Genomic DNA, 16937 nt, shown 5'->3' on the forward strand with positions numbered 1-16937 from the left:
TCTTACTCTTCCTCTTGGGGTTCTAGTTCGTCGGCGCCCTCGGTCGAGAGCGGCTGGGTAGCGGCGATCAGGCGGTCGGTCAGCAGCAGCTTGGCCGAATGGATGGCATCGAACGGGATGCGGCGGTCGCCCTGCGAGCCCGAGATCGAGACGACGTCGCCGTCGACCGCGAGGATGTCCCCGGTCACCTGCTTGGCGCCCTCGACTTCGCGGGCGAGCTTCAGGCGCGCCTCGTGGCCTTGCCAGTCGCTGTAATCCTTGAGCCGGGTCAGCGGGCGGTCGATGCCGGGCGAGCTGACCTCGAGCCGGTAAGCGTCGTCGATCGGGTCCTCGCCCGCCGCTTCAAGCGCATCGAGTCGCTCCGACACACGCCGCGAAAGCGCCTCGCAATCAGCGATGGTGAGCTGGCGGGTGTCCGGCCGCTCGGCCATGATCTGGAGCGTCGGATCGGACTTGCCGCCGATCATGGCCACGCGCACGAGGTCGAAGCCGAGCGCATTGGCCTCGGTTTCGATCAGGTCGTGAAGCTTTTGGTTCATGCGGCTCCCGGATGTTCAAGCCCCCTCGGACCGCCGCGGGAACCCGGGCGGCCTCGCCAGCATCAACGATGTGAGGAGGAAGGCTCTTTATAGGAGCAAGCCGTCGCCGGCGCAACCGTCTCAGTGCGCCTTGAACACCCAGTAGCGGTTGAGGAGGAAGCTGAGGATGGGGGTGGCCGCCATCATCAGCGGTACCGGGGCATAGGACGACAGGCCGAACTGCTTCACTGTCAGCCAGATCCAGAAGGTATTGATCCCGAACGCCACGCCGGAAGCCGCGAGGAATCGGCCGAGCTGGAACGTCTCGCTGTCCTTGCGGCCGTCCTTGAAGCTCCACCGGCTGTGGATGGTGTAGCCGGCGAGAAGTCCGCCCGCCGTGCTTCCGACGTTGGCGAGGTATGGGCTGATGTGTCTCGACACCAGAACCGAGTAGATGGTCGCCGCAAACCAGGTCACCAGCAGGCCGGCGATGATGTAGCGGATCAGCTGGCGCGAGGCGGGGTGGGCGAGCAATGCCTGTGCCCGTCGCGCATGACCGGCCATCAATGGTCGAAGCATCAAGCGTCCTCAGCGACCATTGCTGCCGGAGCCGCGATGGTGCGACCGGCGCTGACCGACTTGGGCAGGCGTTCCTTGCTGGTGAACAGCTCGGACGAGGTCAGGCCCATCTTGCACAGGCGATACAGGAAGGCGGTGCCGAGCACGCCGAAGCCGTAGGTGCAGCTGCGGCGGAAATTGATGCTCGAGGCTTCCTCGAAATAACGGGTGGGGCAGCTGATCTCGCCGATCTGGAAATCCTTCCACATCGTCTGCGCGATCATCTGGTTGTCGAACACGAAGTCGTCCGAACAGGCCGGAAGCGCGAGCGTTTCCAGCACGTCGCGGCTCCACGCCCGATAGCCGGTGTGATATTCCGACAGCTTGGCGCCCATCAGCAGGTTCTGCAGCGCGGTCAGGCAGCGGTTGGCGACATATTTGTAGAGCGGCATTCCGCCCGCCAGCGCGCCGTTGCCGAGGATTCGCGAGGCGAACACCGCGTCGTAATGGCCAGACGCGATCATGCCCGCCATCGCCGGGACCAGCTTGGGGCTGTACTGGTAATCGGGGTGGAGCATGATGACGATGTCGGCGCCGCGCTCCAGCGCGATGGTGTAGCAGGTCTTCTGATTGCCGCCGTAGCCGCGATTGTCCTTGTGGGTGGCGGTAAAGATGCCGAGTTCGCGGGCAAGGGCCGAGGTGCGGTCCTTGCTGCAATCGTCGACCAGGATCACATCGTCGACGATGGTGAAGTCGATCTCGTTGTAGGTCCGCTCCAGGGTCCGGTCAGCGTTGTAGGCCGGAAGGACGACGGCTACCCTCTTCCCATTGATCACGAAAACTGTCTCCTGAACCTCGTGCGGGCCGTAACCATCGCGCAGGAAGGTTAATGGAAGCGTAAACGCTTGCAAGAAAAGCGCTAGGTTGGGAAGAGCGGCAGGCCGATGGGGCGGCTACGGGTGGGGAAAGCGTGACGGGCAGAGTGGATGGGTGGCTCCGACAGCCGCTGCTGGCGGAGCGGGCCACTTCGGAAAATCGCCGGATTCGGTGGATCCTGTTCCTCGTCTGGCTGGCAATCACCCTCGCCATCGCGGTCAACCACGTGCCGTGGCGCGACGAGGCGCGGGCCTGGTCGCTGACTCTGATGGGCGGGTCATGGCCCGAGATGTTCCGCGCCGTCCAGGGCGAGGGCCACCCCTTCCTGTGGTACATCCTGCTGCGCGCCGGGCACGACCTGTTCGGAGCGCCAGAGGTGCTGCGGGTGACGGGCCTCGTGATCGGGATCGCGGCGGTCGCGCTGCTGGTGCTTTGCGGACCGTTCCGGATCGGCATGCTGGCGCTGCTGATCTTCAGCCTGCACCTCGGCTTCGAATATGCGGTGCTGGCCCGCAACTACGGCATCTCCGCGCTGATCATGCTGGTGATCGCTGCCTTCTGGCCGCGGATCCGGGACAGCCTGTGGCTCGGCGTGCTGCTTGTCCTGCTCTGCAATACCAACGTGCCGAGCGTCTTCCTCGCCGGCAGCTTCGCCTTCTATCGCATGATCGAACTGTACGAGGCACAGCCCAGCCTGAAGGCCCCCGAATGGCGGCGCTGGATCCTCAACGTGGTGTTGCTGCTGGTCGGCACCTTGCTCTGCTTCCTCGCGGTCTATCCGCCCGCCAACGACGGCGCGGCCAATGCCGCCGCAGTGCCGTTCACATGGCTCAATCTGTTCGGGGCGCTGTTCACCTCGGTGCGATCGTTCATGGCGATCGGCTTCGGCAGCGGGTCCTTGTTCGGGCCGTTGGTGGTCTTCCTCAGCCTGCTGATCTTCCTCGACCGCCGCAAGGCGCTGGCCACCGCCCTCCTGGCGCTGGTCTGCCTCAAGCTGTTCTTCTTCTTCGTCTATCCCGGCTACTACCGACATTCGTCCTTGTTCTTCATCTTCATGATCGCGCTGGCCTGGATCGAGGCCGACAAGGGCTGGGTCCGCGAGTGGAAGACTGAAAAGCCGCGGCTGGCGCTGATGGTCGGAACCACCGCCTTCACCATCCTGATGGCGATGCAGACCACGCGCTACCTGCGCTACCCGATCGAGAACCTGATCTCCGGCAGACCCTATTCGCACGCCGCCGACCTTGCCCGGATCATGGCCCGGCCCGAGCTTCGCGGCGCGATGCTGATGATCGACCCCGACACGATGGGCGAATCGGTCGTCTATCAGACCGACCGGCCCTACTGGCTGATCCGCCAGGACCGCCCGGGCCGGATCACGCCCTTGTCGCTGTCCGGCAACAAGCGGCTGACGCTCGACCGGCTGCTGCAACAGGCGCAGGCAGTCAGCGCGCGGACCGGGCGGCCGGTCGTGATCGCCCTGGCGCTCGATCTTGAGAAGACCCGGTCGGGTGCCTACGACATGATGTACAAGGACTACACGTTGCTGACGCCCGGCAGTGTCGACCGCTTCAAGGCGGCGACGCGCAAGGTGGCTTCGCTGCGGCGGGGCGGGGGCGACGAGGAGTATGACGTTTATATCTACCCCCGCTGAGACTGTGACCGGAAGCAGCTGGGGTGCGATCAAGCGCGAGCCGCTGCTGGCCCCGCGCGGCATTCTTCCCCTGTGGCAACGCCTGGTCCTGCTCGGCGCCTGGGTGCTGCTGGTCGGCTGGCTCGCCTCGCTGCACGTCGTCTGGCGCGACGAGGCCCGCGCTTATGCCTTTGCGATCGGCGGCGACACGGTGGTCGACATGCTTCGCGGCTTGCGCGGGGAGGGGCACCCGAGCCTGTGGTACCTGATCCTGCGCGCCGGGCACGTCCTGACCGGCGGCGCGCGCGAGGTGCTGAGCGGTGCCGGGCTACTGATCGGGTTTCTTGCCGCGGCGCTGTTCGCGCTCAAGGCGCCATTTCGCCTCGGGGTGCTGTTCGTCACCCTGTTCGGCGCCTTCTTCGTGATGGATTACACCGTCATCGCCCGCAATTACGGCATTGCGGCGCTGCTGATGTTCGTGATCGCGGCGTGGTGGGAACGGATCAAGGACAGCCTGTGGTTCGGGCTGCTGTTGTTCCTCCTCGCCAACGTCAACGTGCCGGCACTGGTCCTCGCCGGTGCGCTGTTCCTGTTTCGCGCGCTCGAGGTGCTCGGAACCTCTCCGGCCGAGCGGCGGGGTGAATGGATCAGGCTCGGTGCCAATGCGGTGATTGCCGCAGGCGGGGCATTGGCGTCGTTCCTGACCGTCTATCCGCCCTTCAACGATGCCGCCGTCGGGCTGGACAAGCGCCCGCTCACCGCCTGGAACGTGGTTCGCGCCATCTTCCACCAGAAGACCTTCGTGCGTGACCTTGGCATTCCGTGGCCGGCGCAGACCATCAGCCTGATCCTGATCACCGGCAGCCTGTTCACCTTCGCCCGCCACACGCGTGCTTTGGCGGTTGCGGTATTGGCGTTCTTCGCGCTCAAATTCTTCTTTTTCTTCATTTACATGGCCTATCTCAGGCACATCGCCTTGTTCCTAATGTTCCTGCTGGCCCTGGCCTGGATTGTCGCCAGCGAGGGCGGGGAAGAAAGGTTGCCGGCGAGCCACTGGCGGTCGAAGGCGGTGCCGATCGGCAAGTGGATGCTGGTCCTGCTGCTTGCGGTCCAGGTCGTCACTCTGATCCGCAAGCCGGTTGCGGAAGCGGTGATGGGTGTTCCCTACAGCCGCTCCGCCGATCTGGCGGCGCTGATGAACCGGCCCGGCCTGCGCGACGCGGTGCTGATCGTCGATCCGGACATGGTCGGGGAGGCGGGGGTCTATTACCGCGATGGACAGCCCTTGTGGCTGCTGCGGCAATCGCGCTTCGGCACCTGGGCACCGTTCAGCAAGGACGGGCGCGGCGACCTGACCCTGGACGACATCCTGGCCGACGCCAGGCTGCTCAACGCCCGCACCGGCCGTGCGGTGGTGATCGCGCTGCAGCGGCCGATCGGGGAGGACGGCGACTTCCAGATGATGTTCCAGAACCGCACGACGATCACTCCCGAGGGCCGCGCCCGCTTCCTTGCTGCGACCCGCCCGCTCGCCAGCCTGCGTCCTGCGCAGACCGACGAGGAATATGACGTCTATCGCTATCCGCGCTGATCAGCCGCCGAGCGCGCCCATTTCGGCGCGGATGCGGATGGTGAGGACGATGGCGTTGAGGATCGAAAAGACCAGCGCCACCTGCCACAGCCCGAACACCAGCGGGAGCACGGCGATCTCGCCGATCACCACCAAGTAATTGGGGTGGCGGACGAAGCGGAACGGCCCGCCGGTGACCAGCGGGGCGCCCGGCAAGACGATGATCCGCGTGGTCCAGCGCGGGCCCAGCGTCCGAAGCACCCACAGGCGACCGGCCTGGAGCAACAGGAACAGCCCGAACAGCAGCCAGTGAATGTCGCGCCCCGGGGCGAGCCAGAACAGGGTGGCGAGCCAGCCGGCGTGGACCGCGACGATCAGGGGATAGTGGCCGGGCGCATGCTCATAGGCCCCGGCTGCGAGCAAGCGGGCGGTGTTGGCGCGGGCGATCTGCAATTCGGACAGCCGCTGCAGCAGCACGAAGAACAGGATGGCGTAGGCCGGCCAGTGCGGATCGCTCATGCCCGGTTCAGGGTCAGCGCGGCGCAGGTGAAGCCGGGGCCGAAGGCGGTCATCAGCGTTCGCTGCGGAAGACCGCGCGCAAGCAGCCGCTCGGCGACGAATAGCACGGTCGGCGCGCTCATGTTGCCATGGTCGCGCAGCACTTCGCGCTCGAGGTCGAGGGTGCCTTCGGGCAGGTCCATCGCGGCTTCGATGGCGGTGATCACCTTGGCCCCGCCGGGGTGGGAGCAGAGCCGGTCGATGTCGCCGCGGGCGAGGCCCATGTCGCCGAGAATGCCGTCGATCGCGCCTGCCAGCTCAGCGGTGACGAAGGGCGGAATGGCGCGGTCGAACACGACGGCGAGGCCGGGGTCCTCGACCCGCCAGCCCATGATGCCGAGCGTGTCGGGCCACAGCCGCTCGCCCGCCGCGCCAATGGTGGCGGGCCCGTCGCCGGCAGTGGAAACGATCGCAGCCGCCGCGCCGTCGCCGAACAGCGCGGTCGCGACCAGCGCGGCGGGATCGTCGGTGTCGAGCCGGATCGAGATCGAGCAGGTCTCCACGCTGACGAACAGCCAGCGGGTCCCGGGATCGGCGGCGGCGAGGCGGGCTGCGGTGGCCAGTCCGCTGATCCCGCCCGCGCAGCCAAGGCCGAACACCGGCACCCGGCGGACGTCGTCCCGAAAGCCAAGGCGGGGTGCGACCCGCGCTTCGAGGCTGGGGGTGGCGATGCCGGTGGTCGAGACGAATACAATGCCGTCGATGTCGGCCGGGGCCAGGCCGGCCCGGTCGAGCGCGCCCACCGCCGCCTCCTCGAACATCCGCTCGGAGGCGTCGAGGTAGAGGTCGTTGCGCGATTGCCAGCCGTGATCGCCCGCATACCAGTTAAGCGGAGCGACGAGGTTGCGCCCCTCGATCCCGGCGTTGTCGAACACGCCCGACAGTCGGTCGTAGAGCGCCTTGCGCCCGGCAAAGAGGTCGCGGCCGATGTCCTTGGCTTCAGCCTGGCTGATGCGGTGCGGGGGAACGGCAGTGGCGAGGCTGAGTAGGGTGACTGGCTGCACTAAGGTCGGTGCTTCCTATATCGGGGACGCGGGCTACAGAATGTTGTGATGTAACTCGCCTAGGAGGTTTAAGGATGCGATTTGGTACTCTTCATGGCGTGATGGCCTTTGGTCTAGCACTTTCCTCGTGCGGGACGGCCGCCGTTCCGGCCCAGGACCAGCCGGCGGAAGGAAGCCAGCCGTTCAAGGTCACGCCGGTGGCGAGCTTCGACACGCCGTGGGCGATGGCGTTTCTTCCCGGCGGGCGCGACGCGCTGGTCAGCGAAAAGGACGGCCGCCTGTGGGTCGTCAATGCGGACACGGGCGCGAAGACCGCGGTGTCGGGCGTGCCGGCGGTCAAGGTCGCCGGGCAGGGCGGCCTCGGTGACGTGGTGGTCGGCCCGCAGAACCGCATCTACCTCAGCTTCGTCGAGGGCGGCGCTGGCGAGACCAGCGGCGCGGTGGTCGGCTACGGCCGGCTGGTCGCCAATGCCGGTGCCTACGCGCTTCAGGACTTCAAGATCGTCTGGCGGCAGGCGCCCAAGGTCAGCGGCAACGGCCATTTCTCGCACCGCATCGCCTTCGGGCCGGACGGCGCGATGTACGTCACCTCAGGCGACCGGCAGAAATTCCAGCCGGCGCAGGAAACCACCGGCAATCTCGGCAAGGTTCTCCGGCTGACTCCGGAAGGGCAGCCGTTCCCCGGTAACCCGTGGGCGGCGAAGGGCGGCGTGCAGGCGCAATTCTATTCGATCGGCCACCGCAACCTGCTCGGCATCGCCTTCGCCCCCGACGGGCGCCTGTGGGAGCATGAGATGGGTCCGCAGGGCGGCGACGAGGTCAACCTCATCGTGGCTGGCAAGAATTATGGCTGGCCGGTGGTGTCCAACGGCTCCAATTACGGCGGCGGGGACATTCCCGACCATCCGACCCGGCCCGAGTTCGAGGCGCCCAAGGTGTGGTGGAATCCCAGCATCTCGCCGGCCGGCCTGATCGTCTATTCGGGCGACCTGTTCCCGCAGTGGAAGGGCGACATCCTGATGGGCGGTCTGTCGGGCGAATCGCTGATCCGCATCGACGTCAACGGCGACCAGGCGAGCAAGGCGGATCGCTGGAAGATGGAGCGCATCCGCGAGGTGGAGCAGGGGCCGAAGGGCGAAGTCTACCTGCTGGAGGACAGCGGCCGCCTGCTGCGGCTGACACCGGCCTGACACGAAAAAGGGGGCGGCCCCGCGTGGAGCCGCCCCCTTTTCGTTGCGAAGCGCGGTTAGGCGTTTTTGGTACGCTTGCCGCGCAGGCTGTTCAGCAGCGCAAGGCCGAAGATGCCGGCGGCGGTGTAGCTGGCGGCCTTGTTGTTTTTCACGAAGTCGCGCACCTGGCCGATGCCCTTGCGCAATTCTCCCGACAGCTGGTCGGTGGCGCCGTCCTGCTGCAGCTTGGGATCGCCGGTGACGTCGCCGAGGCCGGCCTTGAAATCACCCTTGGTGCGCGTGGCTTCGCCAGCGATCGTGTCGATGTTCATGTTGTTTCTCCAGAAACGGGGTTGCGGTTGTAACGCGCGACCGCCGTGCAAGTGCCGCTCATGTTTGCAGGTGGGTCATCATCTGCCAAAGACCCGGCAGTGACTTTCCGGACCTCCCACCTCCTCGCCGCCTTTCCGCTCGGACTTGCTTCGGCGCTTGCGTTCGAGCCGGTCGGCCTGTGGCCGCTGATGCCGCTCGCCTTCGCGGCGCTGGCCATGCTGATCTCGCGCAGCGGAAGCATGGGCAGGGCGCTCCTGACCGGCTGGCTGTTCGGCGCCGGGCAATTCATGCTCGGCCTCAACTGGATCGCCACCGCCTTCACCTATCAGGCGGCGATGCCGGCCTGGCTCGGCTGGCTCGCGGTGTTCCTGCTCAGCCTCTACCTCGCGGTCTATCCGGCGCTCGCGGCCGGGCTCGCGTGGCGCTTCGGGCAACGCTCGCCGCTCGCGCTCGCATTCGCGCTCACCGGAGGATGGGCGCTCGGCGAGTGGCTGCGCGCCACCATGTTCACCGGCTTCGCCTGGAACCCGGTCGGGGTCAGCCTCCTCGACACCTTCTGGCGCGGCACCGCGGCGGGGATCGGCACCTACGGCTTGTCGATGCTGGTGGTGGCGCTGGGCGGAGCGCTGTTCCTCGCCTTTGCAAAGGCACGGCGAAGCGCGGCCGTGATCGCGGTCGCGCTGCTCGGACTCGGTCTGCTCGGTTGGCTGCCCTCGGCCGCGCCGCAGGTCGCCGGCGGCAAGGCGATCCGCGTGGTCCAGCCCAACATCGGGCAGGAAGACAAGTGGCGCGAAGGGCTGGAGGAAGAAGCCTTCCGCCGGCTCACCAGCCTGTCGACCCTCAAGCCAGGCGCCGATCCGACCCTTCTGCTGTGGCCCGAAGTCGCGGTTCCCGTCGCCTTCCAGCTCGAAGGCCCGCCGCCGCCCCGCCGGACCGCCGAATTGCCGCCCGCGAAACGCGCCGGACAGGTGCTTCGTCCAGGCTCCGATCTCCTCGTAACCGGTGCCTTCACCCTGGTGGTCGACGGCCAGGCCAATCTGGTCGGAAGCACCAACAGCGTGATGCCGATCACCGCCGACGGCCGGATCCTCGGCCGCTACGACAAGGCCCATCTGGTGCCCTACGGCGAATATCTGCCGATGCGGCCGATCCTGTCGGCAATCGGGCTGTCGCAGCTTGCGCCGGGGGTCGGCGACACGCTGTCCGGTCCCGGCCCGCGCAACCTGGCGCTGCCCGGCTGGGGCACGATGGGACTGCAGATCTGCTACGAGATCATCTTCTCCGGCCAGGTGATCGATCCGGACCACCGCCCCGATTTCCTGTTCAATCCCTCCAACGACGCGTGGTTCGGAAGCTGGGGGCCACCCCAGCATCTCGCCCAGGCCCGGCTGCGCGCCGCGGAGGAAAGGATTCCGGTGATCCGCTCCACCCCGACCGGGATCAGCGCCGTGGTCGACGCGAACGGGACGGTGCTTGCCAGCCTGCCGTGGCGTACCGCCGGGGTGATCGACGCCAGGCTGCCGCTGCCGGGGCCGCCGACGTCCTTTTCGCGGTTCGGCAACCTCATTCCCCTGGGCCTTGCCTTCCTGCTCCTGCTGTTCGCGGTTGGCATGGACGCGCGAGGACGCTACAGGCGGCACATATAAAGCTATCTTTATATCCTTATATCCGCTCCCAGACGCACCGGAGTCCCATGCGCCAGTCCTATCTCTTCACCTCCGAATCCGTGTCCGAAGGCCATCCCGACAAGGTCGCCGACCAGATCAGCGACGCCATCGTCGACCTGTTCCTGTCCAAGGATCCGGAAGCGCGCGTCGCGTGCGAGACGCTGACCACCACCAACCTCGTGGTCCTTGCCGGTGAGATTCGTGGGCGCGGGATCATGGACGAAGCGGGCAATTGGGCGCCCGGCATCGAGCAGGAGATCGAACAGGTCGTCCGCGCGACCGTGAAGAAGATCGGCTACGAGCAGGAAGGCTTCCACTGGGAGAAGCTGCGCTTCGAGAACAATCTCCACCCGCAGTCGGCGCACATCGCGCAGGGCGTCGACGCCAGCGGCAACAAGGACGAGGGCGCGGGCGACCAAGGCATCATGTTCGGTTTCGCCTGCGACGAGACGCCCGACCTCATGCCGGCGACGCTCGACTACAGCCACAAGATCCTCGAGAAGCTCGCCGCCGACCGCCATTCGGGCGCCGCGCCGTTCCTCGAGCCGGACGCCAAGAGCCAGGTCACGCTGCGGTTCGAGAATGGCAAGCCGGTCGCCGCCACCGCGATCGTCGTCTCGACCCAGCACAAGAAGGGCTATGACGAGGGCGAGCACGAAGCCGAGCTCAAGGCCTATGTCCGCGACGCCATCGCCTCGGTGATCCCGGCCAGCCTGCTGAGCGACGAAACCGTCTACCACATCAACCCGACCGGCAGCTTCGAGATCGGCGGTCCTGACGGCGATTCGGGCCTGACCGGGCGCAAGATCATCGTCGACACCTACGGCGGCGCGGCCCCGCACGGCGGCGGCGCCTTCTCCGGCAAGGACCCGACCAAGGTCGATCGCTCGGCCGCCTATGTCGCGCGTTACCTCGCCAAGAACATCGTCGCGGCCGGCCTCGCCACCCGCTGCACCATCCAGCTGTCCTACGCAATCGGCGTGTCCGAGCCGCTGTCGCTCTACGTCGACACCCACGGCACCGGCACCGTCGGCGACGACAGGCTGGAGCAGGCGATCGGCAAGATGGAGCGGCTTGGTCGCCTGACCCCGCGCGGCATCCGCACCGCGCTTGGCCTCAACCAGCCGATCTACGCTTCGACCGCCGCCTACGGGCACTTCGGCCGCAAGGCCGAGGGCGGGCTGTTCCCGTGGGAGAAGACCGACCTTGGCGACGAGCTGAAGGCGCTGGTCGCCTAAGCGGCGGGCTTGCCGACCGACGGCACCGGGGCGAGCTTGCCGAGCCCCGGTGTCGGCGCGCGGCTGCGGCCGAGCGACCAGTTCGCCTGCATCCGGACCTGCGGGTTGGGGACGCACCAGATCTCGCCGCCTTCGTCCATGGCGACTACCCACAACAGGTCGAATTCGGGGCCATAGTCGATCACCGCCATGGCCTGGCCCTTGCCGCGATCCGTGACGTGGAGGGGAAGGGGCGGCGAAAGTTGAGTGAAGCTCATACCCCCCTAACGAAGCGCGCGCGCTTCGGGGGCCGACGTGGCCTAAAGACCCGGGCAGCGCTTAGCGGCGGTCGCGGCTGAACTTGCGGTCCGCCGCCAGCTGATCCTGCGGCCCGGTACCGCCGCCCTCATGGTCGCCGCGGTCCTGCACCCCGACCCGGTGCTTGTAGACGAGCTCGCCGCCAAGCCATCCCGAATAGGCAAGGATCGCAACGCTCGCGAGGCTGAGCCACACGCCCAGCGTGCCGACCTGGTCGGTGCCACCGGTCAGCCGCGCGACGAGGTTCACCGCTTCCAGCGTCATCACCACGATGTTGGCGATCATGTGCCGGGTCGCGGCGCCAATCCGCTTGACCCGGTCGTCGCCGAGGTAATCGGCCATGCCCGCGGCCGCGGCCAGCAGCGACGTCAGCAGCCCGGCGCCGAGCAGCCAGTTGCTCGCCGTCGCCCATCCGCCCTCCCGGGTGGTCAGCCACATAATGTCGGTGACCAGCACGCCGATGAAGCTGACGATGGGAAAGGGGATCAGCAGCGGATGGATCGGATGGCCGCCGAGTTGCGCCGTGCTTCGGGGATTATCACCGTTCATTGCGCTTCCTTCGTCCCTCGCCTGTTGCCGCCTGAACGCGGGCGAGTAAAGGCAGGTCCATGACCGCGTTCAAGTCCGGTGATCCGACCACCCTCAATCGTCTGTACGGCCGTTCCAGCGGCCACAAGCTTCGGCAGGGCCAGCAGGAGCTGATCGACCGGCTGCTGCCCGAAATCAGTGTGCCGGCCGAGGGCGAGATCAGCGCGCAGACCTTGTTCGGCGACGACCGGCCGATGCACTTCGAAATCGGCTTCGGTTCGGGCGAACATCTCGCCTATCGCGCCGACCTGCTGCCGGACCACGGCTTCGTCGGCTGCGAGCCGTTCCTCAACGGCGTCGCCACCGCGCTCGGCCATGTCCGCGACGGGCCGCTGCGCAACGTGCGCCTGCACATGAACGATGCGCTGGAAGTGCTGCGCCGGGTGCCCGACGAAAGCCTGCTGATGCTCTACCTGCTCCATCCCGATCCCTGGCCCAAGGCGCGCCACGCCAAGCGGCGGATGGTCAACGACGGCCCGGTCGACCTGTTCGCGGCCAAGCTCAAGCCCGGCGGCGAGCTGCGCATCGCGACCGATCACCCGGTCTATCTCGAATGGACGCTGATGATCATGCAGCGCCATATCGAGCAGTTCGAGTGGCTGGCCGAGACGCCGTCCGACTTCCTCGACCCGCCTTCCGGGTGGATCGAGACCCGCTATGGCGCGAAGAGCCGGCGCGAGGGACGGCGGCCCTATTATCTGCGCTACCGCCGCCGCTAGGCTCGCGGCTTGCGCGCCGCGGCGGGGTGGGGCACCATCGCCGCGCGCCTGACCAGCGCTTGTGCGTCGTTCCTTCGCCCGCGAACCGGAGACGCCCTCGATGAGCCCCATGCAACGCTTCTGCCTGCTCGGCTTCGCCGCGGGCGCCAGCATGCCTGCGGCCGCCTTGCAGGACGACCGTCAGCGGAGTGGATCGGCCGCGCGCTGGACCGGGCCGGGCTGGTATCTCCTCGAGCACCGCGGCGGATCTCTCGCGGACCTGATCCGCGCCGGGCCGTTCCCGGCGCAGGCGGCCTGCGCGGCGGCACGAAGCGGCGTCGAGCCACTGCCGCCGTCCGGCCATCCCGAACTCGACTTGCTGACCTGCCGGGACCTCCGGACGCCGCCGTCGCCGGCCTAGCCGGCTCGCTGCGTCACGCGTCGGCCAGCTCGGCGCCTTCGGGTGCGTGCAGGCGAAGCCGGATCATCTTGCGCTCGTCGGCCTCGACCGATTCCAGCCGCCAGCCGCTCGGGTGGGCAATGCTCTCGCCCGGCTCCAGGATCCGCCCGGCAAGCAGGAAGGCCAGCCCGCCCAGCGTATCGACCTCGTCGTCCTCGGCGATCAGGCGGGCGTCGACCGCGTCGGCAAGCTCGTCGAGCTCGAGCCGCGCGTCGGCTTCCCACAGGCCATCGTCGAGCCGGGCGAGCAAGGGCTGCTCCTCCTCGTCATGCTCATCGGCGATGTCACCGACGATCTCCTCGACCACGTCCTCGATGGTGACCAGCCCCTCGGTTCCGCCGAATTCGTCGATCACCACCGCCAGGTGGATCCGCTCGGCCCGCATCCGGGCGAGCAGGTCGAGCACTCCCATGCTCTCGGGAACGTAGAGCGGCAGCCGCATGATCTCCTCGACGCTCTTGCGCTCGGTGGCGTCGAAGTAAGCGTTGAAGACGTCCTTGATGTGGACCATCCCGATGATCTCATCGAGGCTTTCGCCGGTAATCGGCAGGCGGCTGTGGCCCGCTTCGGCGAAAATGGCGGCCAGTTCCTCCATGCTGCTGCCGTGCTTCGCCGAGATGATCTCGCCCCGCGTGACGCAGATGTCGCCGGCGGTCCGGTCGCCGAAATGAAGCAGATTCTTGAGCATCTGCCGCTCGAGCGGGCTGAGGTCGCCCTGCTTCTGCTTGTCGTCCTCGGCGTCGTCGATCGCTTCCTCGATCTGGTCGCGCAGCGTGGTTTCGCCATCGTCGCCGAACATCAGGCTGCGAAGGCCGCGCCACAGGCGCGAACCAGTGTCGGGCTGGGTGGCCATCAGGCGGCCACCTCATAAGGGTTGGACAGCCCGAGCCGGGCGAGTGCGCGCACCTCGCGGGCTTCCATGTCTTCGGCGGTGTCGTCGTCCATGTGATCGTAACCAAGCAGATGAAGGGTGCCATGCACCAGCAGGTGGGCGGCATGATCGGGCAGGGGCAGCGCCTTCTCCGCGGCTTCGCGGGCGCAGGTCGCGCGGGCCAGGACGATGTCGCCGAGCATCAGTTCGGGGCCGGGCGTACCGGCTCCGTCCAGTTCCTCGGGTTCGGCCTGCGGGAAGGACAGGACGTTGGTCGGCTTGTCCTTGCCGCGCCACTCGGCGTTGAGGGCCTGCACTTCCTCGTCGCTGGTCAGGACGATCGACAGCTCGACCGGGCGCGCGGCCTGGACCAGACCGGGAAAGGCGCTTTCGGCGATGGCGGCCCGGGCCGCGGCTTCGGCGAGCCGCGCCCAGTCGGTGCTACTGTCCCAGTCGTCGTCGGCGTCGAGGCTGATGTCGAGGCTCAATTCCCGGGTCCCTCATAAGCTTCGACGATTCGGCCGACCAGCGGATGGCGGACCACGTCGGCAGCGCTGAACCGCACCGTCGCGAGCCGCGGAATGCCTTCGAGCTTGGTGACCGCGTCGGCCAGCCCGCTCTCCACGCCCCGCGGCAAGTCGGTCTGGTTGGGATCGCCGCAGATCACCATCCTGCTGCGCATGCCGAAGCGGGTGAGGAACATCTTCATCTGCTGCGGCGTGGTGTTCTGCGCTTCGTCGAGGATGATGAAGGCGTCGCTCAGCGTCCGGCCGCGCATGAAGGCGATCGGCGCGATCTCGATCTCGCCGGACGCGATCCGCCGCTCGACCTGTTCGGTCGGAAGCATGTCGTAGAGCGCGTCGTAAAGCGGGCGGAGATAGGGATCGACCTTCTCCTTCATGTCGCCGGGCAGGAAGCCGAGCCGTTCGCCGGCCTCCACCGCAGGACGCGACAGGATCAGCCGGTCGACCTGCCCGCCGATCAGCATCGACACCGCCTGCGCCACCGCGAGATAGGTCTTGCCCGTGCCCGCCGGCCCGAGCGCGAAGATCATGTCGTCGCGGGCCAGCGCCTCCATGTAGGCGGTCTGGATGGTCGAGCGCGGGACGATGGTCTTCTTGCGGGTGCGGATCATCACGCGGTTGGGATTGGCGGCCGGCGCATCGGCGTCGGGCACGATCCCGTCGAGCTGGCGCTGGGCGCCCATGCCGATCACGCTTTCGACCACTGCAAGATCGACGTCCTGTCCGGCGTCGAGACGGCTGTAGAGGTCGACCAGCACTTCCTTGGCGCGGGCCGCGCTGTCGGGCTCGCCCTCGATCTGCACGCGGGTGCCGCGCGCGGCGATATTCACGCCGAGCCGGTCCTCGATCGCCACCAGGTGGCGGTCATACTCACCGAATAGCGGCCCGAGCAGGTAGGGCTGCTCGAACTCAATCTCGAGGCGGGCGCGGGTGGGGTCGTCCACGGCGCGGAGGTCGGGGCGCTTGGGCATCTAGCGGCTTGAAGCCATAGGGTGCGTCATCGTTCCCGAATGTAGTGCGTGCTGCGGCAGAGTCACGCGGCCTGTTTGCTGTTTCGCGCGATAAGCTCACCCGCCAGGCTGTTGGGAAGCGCGGCGGTCAGCCGGACGTCGATCATGTCGCCGATTTGTGCGTCGGTATCGACGAACACCGATTGCAGCCACGGGGACTTGCCGATCATCTGCCCCGGCTTGCGGCCGACGCGGTCGACTAGGATGCGGGTTTCGGTGCCGACCTTGGAGGCGTTGAAGCGGCGGCTCTGCTCCATGACCAGCGCCTGCAGCCGCTGCAGCCGTTCGTCCTTGACGGCCTCGGGCACCTGATCGCCCATCGTTGCTGCCGGCGTGCCGGGGCGGGCGCTGTACTTGAAGGTGAAGGCCGAGGCGTAGCCGACCTGCTCGACGATTTGCAGCGTCGCGGCGAAATCCTCCTCGGTTTCGCCAGGGAAACCGACGATGAAATCGCCCGACAGCGCGATCGCGGGGTTGGCGGCGCGGACCCTGGCGATGACCGCCAGATAGTCGGCCGCCGTATGATGGCGGTTCATGGCCTTGAGGATGCGGTCGCTGCCGGCCTGCACGGGGAGGTGGAGGTAGGGCATCAGCTCGGGCACCTCGGCATGGGCGGCGATGAGGTCATCGGCCATGTTGATCGGGTGCGAGGTGGTGTAGCGGATCCGCTCCAGCCCCGGCAGCGGTGCAAGGCGGCGGATCAGGGTCGCAAGCGTCTCGCTGCCGTCCTCCCATGCGTTGACGTTCTGCCCAAGCAGGGTGAGCTCGCGCGTTCCGCCCTCGACCAGCTGCGCCGCCTCGTCGAGGAGGTCGCCAAGCGGCCGGCTGACCTCGGCGCCGCGCGTATAGGGCACCACGCAATAAGTGCAGAATTTGTCGCACCCTTCCTGCACCGACAGAAAGGCCGAAACGCCGGCGCGGCGGCGGCGTGGGAGGGCGGCGAACTTGTCGAGCGGCGGCAGGTCGGTATCGACCGGGCGGGCGCCCGCCTCGACCTCGCGAAGCATCTGCGGCAGGCGGTGATAGGCTTGCGGACCGACCACGAGGTCGATCGCCTTCGACCGACGTTTGGCCTCCGCACCCTCGGCCTGCGCGACGCAGCCGGCCAGCGCGATCACCGGCCGGGTGCCATCCTCGCGGCGCAGGCGGCCGACTTCGCTATAGGCTTTTTCCGCGGCCTTTTCGCGGATGTGGCAGGTGTTGAGGACCACGACGTCCGCCTCGGCACCCGAGGCGGCGGGGGTCATTCCCTCGGCACCGAGCAGTTCGGCCATCCGCTCGCCGTCGTAGACATTCATCTGGCAGCCGAAGGACTTGATGGCGAAGGTGCGGGGGGCGGTCATGGCGCCGCGCCTATACGCCGCG

Annotated in this window: 19 protein-coding genes; 7 read left to right on the plus strand and 12 right to left on the minus strand. The window is 67.5% G+C overall.

Annotated elements, in window-relative coordinates; all coding sequences use genetic code 11:
• Positions 1–2: 2 nt before the first annotated feature.
• The 3 genes from rimP to GGQ97_RS08250 all read right to left on the minus strand — a co-directional run bounded on the left by rimP (position 3) and on the right by GGQ97_RS08250 (position 1912).
• On the minus strand, positions 3–539 hold the full coding sequence (rimP, locus tag GGQ97_RS08240; RefSeq protein WP_168068653.1) for a ribosome maturation protein RimP: 537 nt from the start codon (positions 537–539) through the stop codon (positions 3–5).
• Positions 540–659: 120 nt separating this feature from the next.
• Positions 660–1097, minus strand: a complete 438-nt coding sequence (locus GGQ97_RS08245) for a GtrA family protein (RefSeq protein ID WP_168068654.1) — start codon at positions 1095–1097, stop codon at positions 660–662.
• On the minus strand, positions 1097–1912 hold the full coding sequence (locus tag GGQ97_RS08250; protein WP_168068656.1) for a glycosyltransferase: 816 nt from the start codon (positions 1910–1912) through the stop codon (positions 1097–1099). The genes GGQ97_RS08245 and GGQ97_RS08250 overlap by 1 nt, the downstream gene beginning before the upstream one ends.
• Positions 1913–2058: 146 nt before the next feature.
• On the opposite strand from GGQ97_RS08250, the gene GGQ97_RS08255 reads away from it, so the two are divergent.
• Positions 2059–3606 carry a hypothetical protein gene (locus GGQ97_RS08255; protein ID WP_168068658.1) on the plus strand — a complete coding sequence of 516 codons (1548 nt, stop codon included), beginning with the start codon at positions 2059–2061 and terminating at the stop codon, positions 3604–3606.
• A complete protein-coding gene (locus GGQ97_RS08260; RefSeq protein WP_168068660.1) occupies positions 3581–5176 on the plus strand; it encodes a hypothetical protein in 1596 nt (531 codons plus the stop codon). Before GGQ97_RS08255 ends, GGQ97_RS08260 begins: the two co-directional genes overlap by 26 nt.
• Here GGQ97_RS08260 and GGQ97_RS08265 read toward each other — a convergent pair whose 3' ends face one another.
• Both GGQ97_RS08265 and GGQ97_RS08270 read right to left on the minus strand, forming a co-directional pair.
• Complete coding sequence (locus GGQ97_RS08265) at positions 5177–5674, minus strand: isoprenylcysteine carboxyl methyltransferase family protein (protein WP_168068662.1); 498 nt, start codon at positions 5672–5674, stop codon at positions 5177–5179.
• Positions 5671–6717 carry a 3-oxoacyl-[acyl-carrier-protein] synthase III C-terminal domain-containing protein gene (locus GGQ97_RS08270; RefSeq protein ID WP_168068663.1) on the minus strand — a complete coding sequence of 349 codons (1047 nt, stop codon included), beginning with the start codon at positions 6715–6717 and terminating at the stop codon, positions 5671–5673. The genes GGQ97_RS08265 and GGQ97_RS08270 overlap by 4 nt, the downstream gene beginning before the upstream one ends.
• A gap of 74 nt (positions 6718–6791) precedes the next feature.
• Between GGQ97_RS08270 and GGQ97_RS08275 the strand changes: the two genes are divergently transcribed.
• Entirely contained in the window at positions 6792–7907 is a 1116-nt protein-coding gene (locus GGQ97_RS08275) for a PQQ-dependent sugar dehydrogenase (RefSeq protein ID WP_209022816.1), read from the plus strand.
• 56 nt (positions 7908–7963) lie between these two features.
• On the opposite strand, the gene GGQ97_RS08280 is transcribed toward GGQ97_RS08275, so the two are convergent.
• A complete protein-coding gene (locus GGQ97_RS08280) occupies positions 7964–8218 on the minus strand; it encodes a CsbD family protein (protein WP_168068665.1) in 255 nt (84 codons plus the stop codon).
• Between the two features lie 99 nt (positions 8219–8317).
• Here GGQ97_RS08280 and lnt point away from each other — a divergent pair, with 99 nt between their 5' ends.
• Positions 8318–9865 carry an apolipoprotein N-acyltransferase gene (gene lnt, locus GGQ97_RS08285; protein ID WP_342448488.1) on the plus strand — a complete coding sequence of 516 codons (1548 nt, stop codon included), beginning with the start codon at positions 8318–8320 and terminating at the stop codon, positions 9863–9865.
• 47 nt (positions 9866–9912) lie between these two features.
• Complete coding sequence (metK, locus tag GGQ97_RS08290; RefSeq protein ID WP_168068667.1) at positions 9913–11124, plus strand: methionine adenosyltransferase; 1212 nt, start codon at positions 9913–9915, stop codon at positions 11122–11124.
• On the opposite strand, the gene GGQ97_RS08295 is transcribed toward metK, so the two are convergent.
• Positions 11121–11381 (minus strand): hypothetical protein, encoded by a 261-nt coding sequence (locus GGQ97_RS08295; RefSeq protein WP_168068668.1) that lies wholly within the window; start codon positions 11379–11381, stop codon positions 11121–11123. The genes metK and GGQ97_RS08295 overlap by 4 nt on opposite strands.
• 61 nt (positions 11382–11442) lie before the next feature.
• The gene (locus GGQ97_RS08300; RefSeq protein WP_168068670.1) at positions 11443–11970 is read right to left on the minus strand and encodes a DUF2231 domain-containing protein; all 528 of its coding nucleotides are present in this window, start codon (positions 11968–11970) and stop codon (positions 11443–11445) included.
• Between the two features lie 59 nt (positions 11971–12029).
• On the opposite strand from GGQ97_RS08300, the gene trmB reads away from it, so the two are divergent.
• Both trmB and GGQ97_RS08310 read left to right on the plus strand, forming a co-directional pair.
• Positions 12030–12728, plus strand: a complete 699-nt coding sequence (gene trmB / locus GGQ97_RS08305) for a tRNA (guanine(46)-N(7))-methyltransferase TrmB (protein ID WP_168068672.1) — start codon at positions 12030–12032, stop codon at positions 12726–12728.
• Between the two features lie 100 nt (positions 12729–12828).
• Positions 12829–13128 carry a hypothetical protein gene (locus GGQ97_RS08310; protein WP_168068674.1) on the plus strand — a complete coding sequence of 100 codons (300 nt, stop codon included), beginning with the start codon at positions 12829–12831 and terminating at the stop codon, positions 13126–13128.
• Between the two features lie 13 nt (positions 13129–13141).
• Here the strand turns inward: GGQ97_RS08310 and GGQ97_RS08315 are convergent, their stop codons facing one another.
• The 4 genes from GGQ97_RS08315 to miaB all read right to left on the minus strand — a co-directional run bounded on the left by GGQ97_RS08315 (position 13142) and on the right by miaB (position 16915).
• Positions 13142–14020: a hemolysin family protein gene (locus tag GGQ97_RS08315; protein WP_168068676.1), complete on the minus strand. Its 879-nt coding sequence runs from the start codon at positions 14018–14020 to the stop codon at positions 13142–13144.
• A complete protein-coding gene (gene ybeY, locus GGQ97_RS08320; RefSeq protein ID WP_168068678.1) occupies positions 14020–14526 on the minus strand; it encodes an rRNA maturation RNase YbeY in 507 nt (168 codons plus the stop codon). Before ybeY ends, GGQ97_RS08315 begins: the two co-directional genes overlap by 1 nt.
• Positions 14523–15533 carry a PhoH family protein gene (locus GGQ97_RS08325; RefSeq protein ID WP_168068680.1) on the minus strand — a complete coding sequence of 337 codons (1011 nt, stop codon included), beginning with the start codon at positions 15531–15533 and terminating at the stop codon, positions 14523–14525. The genes ybeY and GGQ97_RS08325 overlap by 4 nt, the downstream gene beginning before the upstream one ends.
• A gap of 62 nt (positions 15534–15595) precedes the next feature.
• The gene (gene miaB / locus GGQ97_RS08330) at positions 15596–16915 is read right to left on the minus strand and encodes a tRNA (N6-isopentenyl adenosine(37)-C2)-methylthiotransferase MiaB (protein ID WP_168068682.1); all 1320 of its coding nucleotides are present in this window, start codon (positions 16913–16915) and stop codon (positions 15596–15598) included.
• Positions 16916–16937: the final 22 nt, after the last annotated feature.

The sequence above is a fragment of the Sphingomonas kaistensis genome, from assembly GCF_011927725.1.
GTDB classification, from domain to species: domain Bacteria; phylum Pseudomonadota; class Alphaproteobacteria; order Sphingomonadales; family Sphingomonadaceae; genus Sphingomicrobium; species Sphingomicrobium kaistense.

What these genes read in the sequence shown, in the direction of transcription:
- rimP (WP_168068653.1), bottom strand. Translation starts at nt 539, where the DNA reads ATGAACCAAAAGCTTCACGACCTGATCGAAACCGAGGCCAATGCGCTC.
- GGQ97_RS08245 (WP_168068654.1), bottom strand. Translation starts at nt 1,097, where the DNA reads ATGCTTCGACCATTGATGGCCGGTCATGCGCGACGGGCACAGGCATTG.
- GGQ97_RS08260 (WP_168068660.1), top strand. Translation starts at nt 3,581, where the DNA reads ATGACGTTTATATCTACCCCCGCTGAGACTGTGACCGGAAGCAGCTGG.
- GGQ97_RS08265 (WP_168068662.1), bottom strand. Translation starts at nt 5,674, where the DNA reads ATGAGCGATCCGCACTGGCCGGCCTACGCCATCCTGTTCTTCGTGCTG.
- GGQ97_RS08275 (WP_209022816.1), top strand. Translation starts at nt 6,792, where the DNA reads ATGCGATTTGGTACTCTTCATGGCGTGATGGCCTTTGGTCTAGCACTT.
- GGQ97_RS08280 (WP_168068665.1), bottom strand. Translation starts at nt 8,218, where the DNA reads ATGAACATCGACACGATCGCTGGCGAAGCCACGCGCACCAAGGGTGAT.
- metK (WP_168068667.1), top strand. Translation starts at nt 9,913, where the DNA reads ATGCGCCAGTCCTATCTCTTCACCTCCGAATCCGTGTCCGAAGGCCAT.
- GGQ97_RS08295 (WP_168068668.1), bottom strand. Translation starts at nt 11,381, where the DNA reads ATGAGCTTCACTCAACTTTCGCCGCCCCTTCCCCTCCACGTCACGGAT.
- GGQ97_RS08300 (WP_168068670.1), bottom strand. Translation starts at nt 11,970, where the DNA reads ATGAACGGTGATAATCCCCGAAGCACGGCGCAACTCGGCGGCCATCCG.
- trmB (WP_168068672.1), top strand. Translation starts at nt 12,030, where the DNA reads ATGACCGCGTTCAAGTCCGGTGATCCGACCACCCTCAATCGTCTGTAC.
- GGQ97_RS08310 (WP_168068674.1), top strand. Translation starts at nt 12,829, where the DNA reads ATGAGCCCCATGCAACGCTTCTGCCTGCTCGGCTTCGCCGCGGGCGCC.
- GGQ97_RS08315 (WP_168068676.1), bottom strand. Translation starts at nt 14,020, where the DNA reads ATGGCCACCCAGCCCGACACTGGTTCGCGCCTGTGGCGCGGCCTTCGC.
- GGQ97_RS08325 (WP_168068680.1), bottom strand. Translation starts at nt 15,533, where the DNA reads ATGCCCAAGCGCCCCGACCTCCGCGCCGTGGACGACCCCACCCGCGCC.
- miaB (WP_168068682.1), bottom strand. Translation starts at nt 16,915, where the DNA reads ATGACCGCCCCCCGCACCTTCGCCATCAAGTCCTTCGGCTGCCAGATG.